Origin of the sequence: Rhodoferax sp. (assembly GCF_028688795.1) — a bacterium.
Classification (GTDB): domain Bacteria; phylum Pseudomonadota; class Gammaproteobacteria; order Burkholderiales; family Burkholderiaceae_C; genus Rhodoferax.
Genome location: NZ_JAQTXM010000008.1, coordinates 14332 through 28220, shown reverse-complemented (window position 1 = coordinate 28220; position 13889 = coordinate 14332). Strand labels below are relative to the sequence as shown.

Below are 13889 nucleotides of genomic sequence, written 5' to 3'. Positions count from 1 at the left end.
AAGCGATGGGTGGTTCTGAGTGGTTACTACCTGGAGAGATATCAAATTGGCCATGTATCAGCCCAATCACGGGCACAAAAACGCCTCTGCTGTCATTTGCTCCATGACCCCTCTCGCACTTCTGCTCCGGCCGGCCCCGCTGACTATGCTCGAAACGGCGCTGACTTTTGGCGCCACGGGTAACTTCCAAGCGGTGCTGCTGGGCCTGCGTTAAGGGCTAGGGTGTTGTGAGTACCAGGGCAGGCAATGCCCACCTGGTGAAAAATAAGGACTTCTGCACTTTCGGTTTTCATAAGGTATCGTTCCCCTATGAAAATTTCCTTCCTGAAACTGGGCTGGCGCTCATTGACGCGTGATTTGCGTGCCGGAGAATTGCGTTTGCTGATGTTGGCGGTGACACTGGCGGTGGCGGCGCTGACGGCGGTGGGTTTTTTTGCCGACCGGCTCAAAGGTGGACTGCAGCGTGATGCCCGTCAAATGCTGGGCGGCGATGCCGTTGTGGCCAGTGACAATCAAATACCTGCGGCCTTTCTGGCCCAGGTCAATACCTTTGGCTTGGCGCAGGTGCAAACCCTGAGTTTTCCCACCATGGCGCGCGCGCCTGATGCCGCAGGCGCTGGCACCAAGCTGGTGTCTTTGAAAGTGGTTGAGCCGGGTTATCCCTTGCGCGGGCGTTTGCGGGTGAGCGAGCAGCCTGGTGCGGCTGGCGCGCTGACTCAGGACATCCCTGGCCCCGGCCAGGCCTGGGTGGACGAGGCCTTGCTCAACGCGCTCAATGTGCAGGTGGGTACCGACCTGCTGCTGGGCGACGGCAGCTTCAAGGTCAGTCGCATAATTACCAACGAGCCAGACCGTGGCGCCGGCTTCATGAACTTCGCGCCGCGCGTCATGATCAATCAGGCCGATGTGGCCGCCACAGGCCTGATTCAGCCCGCCAGCCGTCTGAATTACCGGTTGGCGGTGGCGGGCGAAGAGCAGGCGGTGCAGGCCTTTGTCGACTGGGCGCAGGCGCAGGTTGTGGCGCACACCGTGCGCGGCGTTCGCATTGAAGCGCTGCAAGGTGGCCGCCCCGAGCTCAGTACCACGCTGGCGCGCGCTGAGAAGTTTTTGAACCTGGTGGCGCTGCTGGCGGCCTTACTGAGTGCGGTGGCAGTGGCGCTGGCCGCGCGCGGCTTTGCTGCCAGCCACCTGGACGACTGCGCCATGCTGCGCGTGCTGGGCTTGCCCCAGCGCACCATTGCCGCCGCCTATGCCTTTGAATTCATCTTGATTGGGCTGCTGGCCAGTGCCGTGGGGGTGCTGCTGGGTTTTGGCGTGCATTACGGGTTTGTGGCGCTGTTGGCTGGTTTGGTGGACGCTGCCTTGCCGGGCGCGGGCCTGTGGCCCGTGCTGTTTGGCATGGGCATGGGCCTGACGCTGCTGCTGGCATTTGGCCTGCCACCCGTGTTGCAGTTGGCGCAAGTGCCGCCGCTGCGTGTGATCCGGCGTGATGTTGGGGGGTTAAAGCCGGCATCGCTCACCGTGCTGGGCGTGGGCATTCTCGGCTTTGCCGCCTTGCTGATGGCCGCCAGCAGCGATGTGAAACTGGGCCTGATTGCCGTCGGGGGTTTTGCCGCGGCCACGCTGTTGTTCGCGGCCTTGAGCTGGCTGGCCGTGAAGCTGTTGCGCACGGTCGTCAATGATGAAACCGCGCCCACGGCGCTGGTGCTCGCCACGCGGCAAATCGCGGCGCGCCCAGCCTTTGCCGTGGTGCAGGTGAGCAGCCTGGCGGTGGGCATGCTGGCGCTGGTGCTGCTGGTGTTGTTGCGCACGGACCTGATCAGCAGTTGGCGCGCTGCCACGCCACCCGATGCACCAAACCGTTTTGTCATCAATGTGATGCCCGAGCAGGGTGAGGCGTTTTCCCAAGCGCTCAAAAGTGCAGGCATCAGCAAGTTTGACTGGTACCCCATGATCCGCGGCCGTCTGGTGGCTGTGAACGGCCGCGACGTCAGCCCCGACGATTACGCCGATGAACGTGCCCGGCGCTTGGTGGACCGTGAATTCAACCTCTCCAACAGCGCCACGCAACCCAGCCAGAACATTGTGGTGGCCGGGCGCTGGCAGGAGGACGAGGCGGGTGCCATCAGTGTGGAGGAAGGCATTGCCAAAACGCTTGGCCTTGGGCTAGGCGACACCTTGACCTTTGATGTTGGCGGCATGCAAACCAGCGCAAAAATCACCTCGCTGCGCAAGGTCGACTGGGGCTCAATGCGGGCCAACTTCTTCGTCATGTACCCGGTCAACAAGCTCGAAGGCGTGCCCGCCACCTACATGAGTGCCTTCAAGGCACCCGAGACAAAAGGTTTCGACAATGCGTTGGTGCGCCAGTTCCCCAACATCACCAACGTTGACATGACGGCCACCATTGCCCAAATTCAGCGCGTGCTGGACCAAGTGATTGGGGCGGTGGAATTTTTGTTTGCCTTCACGCTGGCGGCCGGCCTGGTGGTGCTGTTTGCCGCGGTGACCGCCACGCGCGACGAGCGCGCCCGCGAATTTGCCATCATGCGCGCCATTGGTGCACGCGCCAGCCTGTTGCGCCAGGTGCAGCGCATTGAACTGGCAGGGGTTGGCTTGCTGGCGGGTTTTTTGGCCTCGATCGTGGCCAGTGCGGTCGGCTGGGCGCTGGCGCGTTATGTGTTTGACTTTGAATGGGCGGTGTCGCTGTGGGTGCCCTTGCTGGGCTCGCTGGCCGGTGCAGCGTTGGCGCTGGCTGCAGGCTGGTGGGGCCTGCGCGAGGTGCTCAACCGGCCGGTGGTGCAGACGCTGCGACAAGCCGCCATGTCATGATGGGCTGGCTGGTCGTACCACGCGCCCTGGATTCATCAGATTTTGCGGGTCCAGCGCCAGTTTGATGGCGCGCATGGTGGCCAGCGCCACCGGTGATTTGTAGTGGGTCAAATGCGCCACTTTCAGGCTGCCCACACCGTGCTCGGCAGAAATGGAGCCGCCATGTGCCATCACTGAGTCAAACACCAGGGCGTTCACGCGAGGCTCTTGCTCACGCAAAAACACAGCGGCATCCTGGCCTTCAGGCGCTTGCACGTTGTAGTGCAAATTGCCGTCGCCCAAGTGGCCAAAGTTGACCAGTCGCACCCCGGGGATGGCCTGCGCCAGTAGCGCATCGGTGCTGGCCACGAACGCCGCCATACTTGACACGGGCACGGAGATGTCGTGCTTGATGTTCAGGCCTTCTAGCGCCTGCGCCAGTGGAATACTTTCGCGAATCTGCCACAGGGTTTTGGCTTGGGTCAGGTTTTCGGCCACCACGGCATCAAGGACACAGCCCAGATCAAGTGCGGCTTCCAGCAAGCTTTCAAACTGGGCTCTGGCATGGTCTTCAGACTCTGAATCGGCGTTTTCCAGCAGCACGCAAAACGCGCTGTGCTGGTAGAGCGGCACACGCAAAGCGTCAAAGTGTTTGGCCACCAGACTCAGGGAAAATTGCCCCATCATCTCAAATCCGGTCAGGTTTGCCCCCAAATACTGGTGCGCCAGACCCAGCAAACGCACCGCAGCGTCGATCGACGGCACGCCCGCCCAGGCCGTGAGTTGGGCCTTGGGCTGCGGGTAAAGTTTCAATGTGGCGGCGGTGATGATGCCCAGTGTGCCCTCAGCGCCGACGTAGAGGTCTTTCAGGTCGTAACCGGTGTTGTCTTTGCGCAAGCCGCTCAAACCCTGCCAGACATCGCCCTGCGGCGTCACCACTTCCAGCCCCAGGCACAGGTCGCGCGCATTGCCAAAGCGCAGCACCTGGGTGCCGCCGGCGTTGGTGCCCAGGTTGCCGCCAATGGTGCAGGAGCCTTCAGCGGCCAGGCTCAGGGGAAATAAAAAACCTGCTGACTCGGCGCGCGCCTGCACCGCTTGCAGTATGCAACCGGCCTCTACTGTCATGGTCAGGTTGGCGCCGTCCACCGCACGCACGGCGTTCAGGCGTTGCAGGCTCAGCACAATTTGCTGGCCTGATTCATCCGGGGTTGAGCCCACCACCAAGCCGGTGTTGCCACCTTGCGGCACGATGCTCAGACCGCAGTTGGGGTGCTGCGTCACATGGTCGGCGCAGGCCTTGACCACTTGCGCCACCTCATCCGTACTTGCCGGTCGCACCACTGCCAGCGCCTTGCCTTGTGTACGTTTGCGCCAGTCCTGGGTCCAGGCGCTCAGATCACCGTCGGTCAGCACATGGGCTGTGCCAACGATGGCTTTGACCTTATTGAGCAGAGTTTGCATGGTCGGGTGTCGGTGTGGCCATCGAGGTTGCCGAGGTGAGGCTGGCTTTTGCCGCATTTTTCAGGCGCAGGCGCACATGCAGCGCGCAGGCGGTGAACAAGGTCAGGCACAAAAAGACCTCAATCATGGCCAAATAATTGCCAGGCGGCTTGTCGCTGTAAGCGCGCACCGCGCCTTCGGTGAAATACAGCCACACCAGCAGACTGACCCAGCGGTAGGTGTACATGCGGTTTTTCAGCAAACCAGCCAAAGGCAGGCAAAGTGGCAGCACTTTGAGCGCCAACCACGAGCCCCCTGGGCGAATCGGTGCCAGCACCAGCTCCCAGGCCAGGCCCAAAACAATCAGCCCGAGCAGGCTGCCTACAGCCAAAATACGGGTCAATGCCACGCTGGGGGTTGCGGCTGTGGTGGGGGAGGTGGAGGTATGGGTCATGGGGATGGCATCATAGCGGCCATGAGTTTCCCCTCCATCTCCCGCACCTCCCGCATGACCTGGCCCCAGAGGCTGGAAGCTTTTCTGCAAGACCTCTCGCATTTCCCCTGGAAGAACACCGCCTACACGCTACGTGAGCGCTTTCGTGAAGACCGCCTGGGGCTAACCGCCAGCAGCTTGACCTTCACCACCACGATCGCGCTGGTGCCGTTTGTCACCGTGGCGCTGGCCGTGTTCACCGCGTTTCCGATGTTTGCCAAGTTTCAGGGGGTATTGCAGCAGTGGCTGGTGCAGAGCCTGATCCCGGACAGCATCGCGCGCCAGGTGTTGGGCTATTTGACGCAGTTTGCCGGCAAGGCCAGCAAATTGGGTGGTGTCGGCTTGGCAGTGCTGTTTGTCACAGCCTTGGCGTTGATTCTGACCATTGACCGCACCCTGAACGGCATTTGGCGGGTGCGCAAACCCCGCCCCTTTGGTCAGCGGGTGCTGGTGTACTGGGCGGTGGTGACGCTGGGGCCATTTTTGCTGGGTTTGAGTTTGAGCCTGACGTCTTATGCCTTGTCGGCTTCAAAAGGGGTGGTGGGCGCGCTGCCTGGCGGTGTGCAACTGCTGCTCGATACCTTGCAGTTTGTGCTGCTGGCCTGGGGTATGGCAGCCTTGTACCACTATGTGCCCAACACCCAGGTGCGCTGGTCACATGCCTGGGTGGGCGGCGTGTTTGTTTCTGCCGGGTTTGAGCTGGCCAAGTGGCTGCTGGTGCTGTACCTGGGCAAAGTGCCCACTTACTCTGTGCTGTATGGTGCGTTTGCCACAGTGCCCATATTGCTGATCTGGATTTACACCGCATGGGTCATCGTGCTGCTGGGCGCCGTGATCACGGCGTATTTGCCCAGCCTGCTCAGTGGGGTGCAGCGCCGCGCGCCGAACCATGGCTGGCATTTTTTGCTGGCGCTGGAAACGCTGCAGCAGCTGGCACCGCTGCAGGCCAGCGCTGCCAAGGGTTTGACGATGACTGAATTGGCACAGCTGCTGAAAGTGGACACTTTGCAACTTGAACCGGTGCTGGAGACTTTGGTTGAGCTGGATTGGGTAGGTCAGCTGCAGGAAGAGCGAGAGAGTGGTGAAGCGCGTTACGTGTTACTGACCAACCCGGACACCACGCTGATGGAGCCGCTCTTTAATGCCTTGTTGTTACAGCATGAACCCAGCACCGAAAATTTAAGAAAAAATGGCCGCTGGCCCTTTATATATATGCGTGAGGCGCTATAAATTTAGAAAAACGCCATGAGCCTTGCCCGAACGCAACGACTTTTTCTGGCACTCTGGCCCAGCGACAGCCTGCGGGGTCAACTGCAGGCGCATGCCGACCAATGGCATTGGCCCAGCGGTTGTGTGCGTTATGCGCCAGATGACTGGCATGTCACCCTGCATTTTTTGGGCAATGTTGCTGCGGACCAAGTGAACGCCATTGAAACCAGTGCCGCTGTGCCATTTGAGCCTTTTGCGCTGGTGCTGGACCAGCCTGCGCTCTGGCGCCATGGCTTGGCGGTGCTGTGCCCGACGGTCATCCCCAAACGCATGAGTGCACTGCACGGGTCCTTGGGCCTGGCTCTGCAGCGGCTTGACCTAGCTGTGGAGGCCCGACCTTACCGACCCCATGTGACGCTGGCGCGGCAGGCAGATGAAGCCACTCTGCCACCAGCTCCGATGCCTGTGCAGTGGCAGGTCTCGGGTTTTGCGTTGGTACTGTCCACGGGGGACACGGCGCAACGCTACCGGGTGCTTCGCCACTACCGTTAAAGACTCCCAGCCAGCTGGCGTCACCGCCCCCATTCACAGACTGGGCTTTTGTCCCCACAAAGCGTGGCCAAACTTGTGGACAAGTGATGGAACAACTCGGCAAATCGGCGTCAGTGCTGATGCTGCGGGGTGCGCTTAAAAAACAGGCAGTTTCAAAAATCCCTGCAGCGCTGCCAGCATTTCCTCCGGTGTTTCGTTCATTTGCTGGTGCCCGCCGGGCAAATACACCACTTTGGGTGTGCTCCTGGCCGCCTTGATCAGGTCTTGCGCGGCCTTGGGTGGTGTCATTTGGTCAACTTTGCCCAACACAAACAACACTGGGCAAGTCACTTGCGCCATGGCCTGCAGGCCGTTCTGGTAGCTGTCGCACGCCTTAAAGCCGGTGTAGAAAACATTGACGGCGGTGTTGCTGGCCAGCACACGTCGCCCCAACGCCATCGACGCACCGTAAACCCAGGTGCCCGGCCCCATGGCAGAAGGCGGTGGGGCCAGGGTCGACCGTGAGAACACGTTCACCATTTCCAGCGCCTTCATCGGCGCACTGACGGAAGCTTCGAGCAAGGCCGGGGACACGCGCATGGGGAATGCCGTGCCCACCAGCACCAGCTGGCTGATGCGCTCTGGCGCCCGCGCAGCGGCTTCCATCGCAATCAGCGAGCCAAAGCTGTGGCCAATCAGCACGGCTTTCTCCAGACCTGCCGCGTCCATCAGGGCGAGCACAAAGTCGGCGGCGTCTTCCACGCTGGCTGGCGGTGTACCGGCGCTGCGGCAATGACCGGGCAAATCCAGCGCCAACACGTTCCAGCCATGGTGTGCCAGGTAGCGGGTTTGCAAAATCCACACGCTGTGGTCGTTGAGCACGCCGTGGATGAAGATGACCGTGGGTTTGGCCGGATCAAAGGGCTTACCGCCGGTGTAGCAGTAGGTGCAATGGCCGTTAACATTGAAATTCATGCTGCTTTCTCCGCCGCTTTCAGGGCACGTTTCAAATCGTCAATCAAATCATCGGGGTCTTCCAGCCCGATGGAGAGGCGAATCGTGCCCTGGGTGATGCCACCAGCGGCAAGCGCCGCGTCATCCATGCGGAAATGTGTGGTGCTGGCCGGGTGAATCACCAGGCTGCGGCAGTCGCCCACGTTGGCCAGGTGGCTGAACAGTTTGAGGCTTTCTACAAACGCCTTGCCTTGGGCACGACTGCCTTTCAAATCAAAGCTGAAGACCGAGCCCGCGCCGCGTGGCAGCAGCTTTTGCGCCAGCACGTGGCTGGGGTGGCTCTCAAGCATCGGGTGGCCCACGCGCGCCACAAACGGCTGGCCCGCCAGAAATTCGACCACGCGCTGTGTGTTGCTCATGTGCCGCGCCATGCGCAGTGGTAGCGTTTCCATGCCCTGCAAGATCAGCCAGGCCGAGTGCGGGCTCAAACACGCGCCAAAGTCGCGCAGACCTTCGCGCCGGGCGCGCAACAAAAACGCGCCCACGGTGGATTCTTCAGAAAACACCATGTTGTGAAAGCCGTCATAGGCTTGGCACAGCTCGGGGAACTTGCTGGCTGCGCCCGTCGTTTTGTCAGAGGGCGCGTCCCAGTCAAAGCTGCCACCGTCCACCACCAGCCCACCAATCACCGTGCCGTGGCCACTCAAAAACTTGGTGGCCGAGTGGTAGACCAAATCTGCACCGTGGTCAAACGGCTTCAACAACCAGGGCGTCGTCAGGGTCGAGTCCACCAGCAGCGGCACACCGGCCTCGTGGGCAATGGCGCTAACGCTGGCAATATCCAGCACATCCAGCCCCGGGTTGCCCACGGTTTCACCAAAAAACAGCTTGGTATTGGGCCGCACCGCCGTGCGCCAGCCGTCGATGTCACCCGGCTTGACAAACGTGGTCTCAATGCCGAAGCGGCGCAATGTGTAGTGCAGCAAATTTTGCGAACCGCCATACAACGCGGTGCTGGCCACGATGTGGCTGCCCGCGCCCATCAGCGTGGCAATGCTCAGGTGCAGCGCCGCCTGGCCGCTGGCCACCGAAATGGCGCCAATGCCACCTTCAAGCGCCGAGATGCGCTGCTCCAGCACCGCGTTGGTGGGGTTGCTGATGCGGCTGTATACGTGGCCTGCGCGCTCCAGGTTAAAGAGGGATTGGGCGTGGTCGCTGCTCTCAAACACAAACGAGGTGGTGAGGTAGATCGGCACAGCGCGCGCCCCGGTGGCAGGATCGGGCGCGGCGCCGGCGTGCAGGGCGAGGGTGTCAAAAGCAGGGTCGGAGTAGCCGGGCATGGCGGTCTTTCATGGTGAGTCAGTTGCGGCGTTGCAATTAGTTGCTCAAACTTGAGCGTCTTGGTGTAAATCACTAGTCTGCAAGGGGGCATTGTGGGCTATATTTCACTCAAATTTACCGACTTTGGTCGATCAACTTAGCACGAGGAATACCATGAAAGTCAGCGATATTTTGCGCATCAAAGGCGGTACTTTGTTTACCGCGGCACCCGAAGAATCTTTGTTGAACGCGCTCAAACTGATGGCTGACCGTGACATCGGCTCGCTGGTGGTCATGGAACACGGCGAACTGGTTGGCATGCTCACGGTGCGTGAACTCACCCAGGTGTTGGTCAAAACCAATGGCAACATCAGCCCCACCACGGTTCGTACCGCCATGGATGACCACCCCCTGACCTGCACCATGGAAACCGACATGGACGAAGTGCGCCGCATGATGCTGGACCGCCATGCGCGCTACATGCCGGTCATGGACAAGAAAATGCTCATGGGTGTGATCAGCTTTCACGACGTGGCCCGCGCTGTGGTGGACAGCCAGAACTTTGAGAACCAGATGCTCAAGGCCTACATCCATGACTGGCCCGAAGGCCAGGCGCCGGTCGACGCGCCCAGGCTGTAGACGTCGAGCAGGTCGGGTTTCAAAGCGTGATGCCCCTAGTTGGCATCAGAGTCGGCTGTTGCATTGAGATATCTGAGCACGTCCTCAACAGGCTCGGCGGTTCCCGGTGAATGTCTTGTTGCTTGGTTAATACGCCACCAAGGTTGTGATATTACGGGTGGCGTGGCAGTTTGGCTGCATTGCACCGTGCAAACCCTTGATGCCATCAGAACCGATTGCATCAAAATAGTACCACTGGCTTAAATTCTCTTTTAAGATAAAATTTAGCCATGGTTGTCCCCATTCCCCACACCTTGCTGCACTACACCGAAGAGGGTGTCGACCTGTTTGGGCATTGGCTTGATTCGGTGACAGATCAGATTGCCCAAGCAGCTATCGCCGTGCGGCTCATTCGGCTGGAGTTGGGTTTGTTTGGCGACTGCAAAGGGCTGGATGGTGGCTTGTATGAGTTGCGAATTGATCATGGGCGGGGTTGGCGCGTTTACTACGGCGTTGAATCCGGGTGAGTTGTTTTGCTACTGGCCGGCAGCGACAAATCTGATCAAAAAAGCGCCATCAAGACAGCGCGCAAGCGTCTCAAGAACTGGCAACAAAGGAACTCGCAATGAAGCACACTGACTGGCTGAAAAATCAACTCAAAGATGACAACTTTGCCGCGCAATATTTGACTCAGGCGGCGCAAGATTTGGAGCCTGCGGTTTTTATTGCAGCGCTGCGGCATGTGGTTGACGCCCGCGGTGGTCTGGCCAAGGTTGCCAATGTGGGCAACTTGTCAAAAGCCAGTCTTTACAAGGCGATACCGCATTCAGGGCAAGGCAACCCGACAGCCAAGACAATGTTTGCCGCATTGCGCGCCAGTGGGTTGAATTTGACGTTTTCGGCAGCAACGCCGGTGCAGTGATGCAATGGTTTTCTGGCTTGCGGACAGCAGCAGGTGAATCTGGCACAGATGCCACCGTAATCTCTGCGCAGACCTCGACTGTGGTCCTGTAGTCAAAGCATCGTTTTTTCAATAATGCAACTGGCCGTTGTCATGCCGTGCTGCCTGCAGATGACTGTCTCTTCTTCCATGTTCTGCATCCGTTGGCGCGCTCTGGGATAATCCCGCCCCATGAGCGGCAATACCTTCGGAACCCTATTCGCAGTCACCAACTTTGGTGAATCCCACGGTCCAGCCATTGGCTGCGTGATTGACGGCTGTCCGCCGGGCATGTCCTTGAGCGAGGCTGATATCCAGCCCGACCTGGATCGGCGTCGCCCTGGCACCAGCAAGTTCGTCACCCAGCGCAACGAGCCCGATGCAGTCGAGATTTTGTCGGGTGTGTACGAGGGCAAAACCACTGGCACCCCCATTTGCCTGCTGATCAAGAACACCGACCAGCGCAGCAAAGACTACGGCAACATCGTTCAAACCTTCCGCCCCGGCCACGCCGATTACGCTTATTTTCAGAAATACGGCATCCGCGACCCGCGCGGCGGTGGCCGCAGCAGCGCCCGTCTGACCGCACCCATGGTGGCCGCCGGTGCGGTGGCCAAGAAATGGCTGTTTGAGAAATACGGCACCACGTTTCGCGGTTGCATGACCCAGGTAGGTGAGTTGCCGATTGCGTTCGAGTCTTGGGATTTCGTCGAAAACAACCCATTTTTTGCCCCGGTGGCTGATGTGTCGGCCTTGGAAGACTACATGGCCGCTTTGCGCAAGGGTGGTGATTCGTGTGGTGCACGCCTGCGCGTGAGTGCGTCCAATGTGCCAGTGGGCCTGGGCGAGCCGCTGTTTGACAAGATGGACGCCGACATTGCCTACGCCATGATGGGTGTCAACGCCGTCAAGGGTGTTGAAATTGGTGCCGGGTTTGCCAGCGTGGCGCAGCGCGGCAGCACCCATGGCGACTCGCTCACGCCGCAAGGGTTTGCCAGCAATAACGCCGGGGGTACCTTGGGTGGCATCACCAGCGGGCAAGACCTGGAAGTGTCGGTGGCCATCAAACCCACCAGCTCGATCCTGACCCCGCGCGCCTCGATTGACATGGCGGGCCAACCCCTTGAGGTGGTCACCAAAGGCCGCCACGACCCCTGCGTGGGCATACGCGCCACCCCCATTCTTGAGGCCATGCTGGCGCTGGTGGTGATGGACCACGCCCTGCGACAGCGCGCGCAGTGTGGGGATGTTGCGGTCAACCTGGCCCCTATCAAAGCCTCAGTCTGACGGAGTCAGTGATGCGGCGCCGCGCTGGTTGCGGTAATGGTTCGCCGGTAACCTCAAGGCGTGCGATGGTGCAATGCACCGCCACGCGTGGGTTGGTTGCGCAGGTTGGAAGAAGCCGCTTCAAGGCGTTCAGCAAGCCAGACCTTGATCACAGATTGCCGGGTCACCCCCAGTTTGCTGGCTTCTCGGTCCAGCGAGTCAACCATCCAGGTCGGAAAGTCGACATTCACCCGCTTTTGTGTCTGCATCACACGTTTGGCCTTGGTCAAGTCCAAAGACGCAGTGAGGTCGACGTCATCGTCAAACTGCTGCTCGAAATTTTTAGCTTTCATAAAGTTTCACCTCTTCTGTGCGTGCGCGACGAACGGATATCAATCGAATATTGCTTCCACGATAAGTCGTGACGGCAGACCAATGTTTTCCCTCAATCAGCCCAATCATTAAATTGCGTGGTTCGTCATCCGTTTTTGCTGGAATTTCCAGAAGCATCGGGTCAGTCCAAAGGCACTGCGCCTCAACAAAATCGATGCCATGCTTCTGGCGGTTGGATTCACTTTTTGCTGGATCAAATTCAAATGAAATCATGATATATAAACTATACCTTAATTGGTGTCTATTCTCATATTCGCGTTGATCGTCGGTCAATGTGCGACCCTTTGCCAGCGCCGATAATGCTCCCCCTATGCGATGAATGGAATCTGTTTTATGAAAACCGCTTTATGCCCCTGTGGTCAAGCTTTCAATTGGCCCGGCACCAGTGGCTCGCTGGTGAACTGCCGCGGATGTGACTGCATTGGAGCCTGCGAATGACTTTCAAAACCCCTGAACTCCTGGCCCCCGCCGGCTCCCTGACTATGCTGGAAACGGCGCTGGCCTTTGGTGCCACTGCCGTTTACGCCGGCCAGCCGCGCTACAGCTTGCGCGTGCGCAACAACGACTTTGGCGACATTGAAGTCTTGAAGCAAGGCATTGACACCGTGCACGCCAAGGGCGCCAAGTTCTTTCTGGTGTCCAACATCTTCCCGCATGGCAACAAGATCAAGCACTATGTATCAAACATGGCGCCGGTGATTGCCCTGAAGCCCGACGCCATGATCATGTCCGACCCCGGCCTGATCATGATGGTGCGCGAGACCTGGCCTGAGATGGAGATTCACCTGTCGGTGCAGGCCAACACGGTGAACGCCGCAGCGGTGCGCTTCTGGAAAACCGTGGGTGTGAAACGCGTGATCTTGTCGCGTGAACTCTCCCTGGACCAGGTGGCCGAAATTCGCCAGGATTGCCCCGACACCGAGCTGGAGGTGTTTGTGCACGGCGCGTTATGTATTGCGTACTCCGGCCGCTGCCTTTTGTCAGGCTACTTCAACCACCGTGACGCCAACCAGGGCAGTTGCACCAATTCTTGCCGCTGGGACTACAAAACGCAAAAAGGTGTGGTGGATGCCTCGGGCGATGTGCTGACCCGCCAGGCAGCCATGGCGCGCGAACGCGAACACGACGTTCGCTCAAACGGTGGCGTGTTGCCAGAGCAGGGCGACATTGAGCGCTCGCCAGATGCTGATCAGGTCTACATGCTTGAAGAAAGCCAGCGCGAAGGCAGCTACATGCCGATCGAAGAAGACGAGCACGGCACCTACGTGATGAACAGCAAAGACTTGCGCGCCATTGAGCATGTCAAGCGTCTGGTGGAAATTGGTGTCGATTCGCTCAAGATCGAAGGCCGCACCAAGAGCCCGTATTACGTGGCGCGCACCGTGCAAAGTTACCGCCGTGCGATTGACGATGCCGTGTCTGGGCGCGAGCTAGACCCGGCGCTGCTGGGCCAGCTGGAAGGCCTGGCCAACCGCGGCTACACCAGCGGCTTCTTCCAGCGCCACACGCCAGAGGCGACACAAAACTATCTGCGTGGTTACTCTGAGTCGGGCCGCAGCCTGTATGTGGGTGATGTGCTGAGTTTTGACGCAGCGCGTGGCCTGACCGAGGTGCGTGTCAAAAACCGCTTTGCCGTGGGTGACTGGCTGGAAATCATCCACCCCCAAGGCAATGTGGACGTTCAGCTAGCGCGCATGGAAAACGGCAGCGCCGAGGCGATGGAAGTGGCTCCCGGCAGCGGCCACACCGTGTGGCTGCCCTTGCCTGAGAGCGCCGTGGGTGCGTTTGTGGCGCGTTATGTGAATGCGCCAGAAACGCCAACACCAGAAGCCCCGGCATCAGAAGCACAAGCATCAGAAGTTGATGGTGTTTTGGCACCCTAGCCCTTATTTAATAATCGCAGACAGCTATAAA

Annotated in this window: 14 protein-coding genes; 8 read left to right on the top strand and 6 right to left on the bottom strand. The window is 59.6% G+C overall.

The window, feature by feature from the left end:
• Positions 1 to 309: 309 nt before the first annotated feature.
• Entirely contained in the window at positions 310 to 2832 is a 2523-nt protein-coding gene (locus PHQ58_RS07835; protein ID WP_300109417.1) for an FtsX-like permease family protein, read from the top strand.
• Here PHQ58_RS07835 and PHQ58_RS07830 read toward each other — a convergent pair.
• A complete protein-coding gene (locus PHQ58_RS07830) occupies positions 2827 to 4272 on the bottom strand; it encodes an FAD-binding oxidoreductase (RefSeq protein ID WP_300109414.1) in 1446 nt (481 codons plus the stop codon). The genes PHQ58_RS07835 and PHQ58_RS07830 overlap by 6 nt on opposite strands.
• Positions 4253 to 4705, bottom strand: a complete 453-nt coding sequence (locus tag PHQ58_RS07825) for a DUF2069 domain-containing protein (protein ID WP_300109412.1) — start codon at positions 4703 to 4705, stop codon at positions 4253 to 4255. Before PHQ58_RS07825 ends, PHQ58_RS07830 begins: the two co-directional genes overlap by 20 nt.
• Positions 4706 to 4726: 21 nt before the next feature.
• Here PHQ58_RS07825 and PHQ58_RS07820 point away from each other — a divergent pair, with 21 nt between their 5' ends.
• Complete coding sequence (locus PHQ58_RS07820; protein ID WP_300109410.1) at positions 4727 to 5974, top strand: YihY family inner membrane protein; 1248 nt, start codon at positions 4727 to 4729, stop codon at positions 5972 to 5974.
• 15 nt (positions 5975 to 5989) lie between these two features.
• The gene (thpR, locus tag PHQ58_RS07815; RefSeq protein ID WP_300109407.1) at positions 5990 to 6505 is read left to right on the top strand and encodes an RNA 2',3'-cyclic phosphodiesterase; all 516 of its coding nucleotides are present in this window, start codon (positions 5990 to 5992) and stop codon (positions 6503 to 6505) included.
• Positions 6506 to 6640: 135 nt separating this feature from the next.
• Here thpR and PHQ58_RS07810 read toward each other — a convergent pair whose 3' ends face one another.
• Entirely contained in the window at positions 6641 to 7459 is an 819-nt protein-coding gene (locus PHQ58_RS07810; protein WP_300109404.1) for an alpha/beta hydrolase, read from the bottom strand.
• Positions 7456 to 8778, bottom strand: coding sequence for an O-acetylhomoserine aminocarboxypropyltransferase (locus PHQ58_RS07805; protein WP_300109401.1), 1323 nt, complete (start codon positions 8776 to 8778; stop codon positions 7456 to 7458). The genes PHQ58_RS07810 and PHQ58_RS07805 overlap by 4 nt, the downstream gene beginning before the upstream one ends.
• 154 nt (positions 8779 to 8932) lie before the next feature.
• On the opposite strand from PHQ58_RS07805, the gene PHQ58_RS07800 reads away from it, so the two are divergent.
• The 4 genes from PHQ58_RS07800 to aroC all read left to right on the top strand — a co-directional run bounded on the left by PHQ58_RS07800 (position 8933) and on the right by aroC (position 11603).
• Positions 8933 to 9397, top strand: a complete 465-nt coding sequence (locus PHQ58_RS07800; protein WP_300109398.1) for a CBS domain-containing protein — start codon at positions 8933 to 8935, stop codon at positions 9395 to 9397.
• 269 nt (positions 9398 to 9666) lie between these two features.
• On the top strand, positions 9667 to 9903 hold the full coding sequence (locus PHQ58_RS07795) for a type II toxin-antitoxin system RelE/ParE family toxin (RefSeq protein ID WP_300109395.1): 237 nt from the start codon (positions 9667 to 9669) through the stop codon (positions 9901 to 9903).
• Between the two features lie 98 nt (positions 9904 to 10001).
• Positions 10002 to 10298, top strand: coding sequence for an addiction module antidote protein (locus tag PHQ58_RS07790; protein ID WP_300109393.1), 297 nt, complete (start codon positions 10002 to 10004; stop codon positions 10296 to 10298).
• 210 nt (positions 10299 to 10508) lie between these two features.
• Positions 10509 to 11603: a chorismate synthase gene (gene aroC / locus PHQ58_RS07785; RefSeq protein ID WP_300109391.1), complete on the top strand. Its 1095-nt coding sequence runs from the start codon at positions 10509 to 10511 to the stop codon at positions 11601 to 11603.
• A gap of 53 nt (positions 11604 to 11656) precedes the next feature.
• Here the strand turns inward: aroC and PHQ58_RS07780 are convergent, their stop codons facing one another.
• A complete protein-coding gene (locus tag PHQ58_RS07780; protein ID WP_300109389.1) occupies positions 11657 to 11935 on the bottom strand; it encodes a CopG family transcriptional regulator in 279 nt (92 codons plus the stop codon).
• Positions 11925 to 12248 carry a BrnT family toxin gene (locus tag PHQ58_RS07775; protein ID WP_300109386.1) on the bottom strand — a complete coding sequence of 108 codons (324 nt, stop codon included), beginning with the start codon at positions 12246 to 12248 and terminating at the stop codon, positions 11925 to 11927. The genes PHQ58_RS07780 and PHQ58_RS07775 overlap by 11 nt, the downstream gene beginning before the upstream one ends.
• Before the next feature lie 161 nt (positions 12249 to 12409).
• On the opposite strand from PHQ58_RS07775, the gene yegQ reads away from it, so the two are divergent.
• The gene (yegQ, locus tag PHQ58_RS07770) at positions 12410 to 13858 is read left to right on the top strand and encodes a tRNA 5-hydroxyuridine modification protein YegQ (RefSeq protein ID WP_300109383.1); all 1449 of its coding nucleotides are present in this window, start codon (positions 12410 to 12412) and stop codon (positions 13856 to 13858) included.
• Positions 13859 to 13889 lie beyond the last annotated feature (31 nt).

Bases quoted from the DNA above. Each gene is read 5' to 3' on its own strand.
- PHQ58_RS07820 (WP_300109410.1), top strand. From the start codon at position 4,727: ATGAGTTTCCCCTCCATCTCCCGCACCTCCCGCATGACCTGGCCCCAG.
- PHQ58_RS07805 (WP_300109401.1), bottom strand. From the start codon at position 8,778: ATGCCCGGCTACTCCGACCCTGCTTTTGACACCCTCGCCCTGCACGCC.
- PHQ58_RS07780 (WP_300109389.1), bottom strand. From the start codon at position 11,935: ATGAAAGCTAAAAATTTCGAGCAGCAGTTTGACGATGACGTCGACCTC.
- PHQ58_RS07790 (WP_300109393.1), top strand. From the start codon at position 10,002: ATGAAGCACACTGACTGGCTGAAAAATCAACTCAAAGATGACAACTTT.
- PHQ58_RS07835 (WP_300109417.1), top strand. From the start codon at position 310: ATGAAAATTTCCTTCCTGAAACTGGGCTGGCGCTCATTGACGCGTGAT.
- PHQ58_RS07800 (WP_300109398.1), top strand. From the start codon at position 8,933: ATGAAAGTCAGCGATATTTTGCGCATCAAAGGCGGTACTTTGTTTACC.
- aroC (WP_300109391.1), top strand. From the start codon at position 10,509: ATGAGCGGCAATACCTTCGGAACCCTATTCGCAGTCACCAACTTTGGT.
- PHQ58_RS07825 (WP_300109412.1), bottom strand. From the start codon at position 4,705: ATGACCCATACCTCCACCTCCCCCACCACAGCCGCAACCCCCAGCGTG.
- PHQ58_RS07830 (WP_300109414.1), bottom strand. From the start codon at position 4,272: ATGCAAACTCTGCTCAATAAGGTCAAAGCCATCGTTGGCACAGCCCAT.
- PHQ58_RS07795 (WP_300109395.1), top strand. From the start codon at position 9,667: ATGGTTGTCCCCATTCCCCACACCTTGCTGCACTACACCGAAGAGGGT.
- thpR (WP_300109407.1), top strand. From the start codon at position 5,990: ATGAGCCTTGCCCGAACGCAACGACTTTTTCTGGCACTCTGGCCCAGC.
- PHQ58_RS07810 (WP_300109404.1), bottom strand. From the start codon at position 7,459: ATGAATTTCAATGTTAACGGCCATTGCACCTACTGCTACACCGGCGGT.
- yegQ (WP_300109383.1), top strand. From the start codon at position 12,410: ATGACTTTCAAAACCCCTGAACTCCTGGCCCCCGCCGGCTCCCTGACT.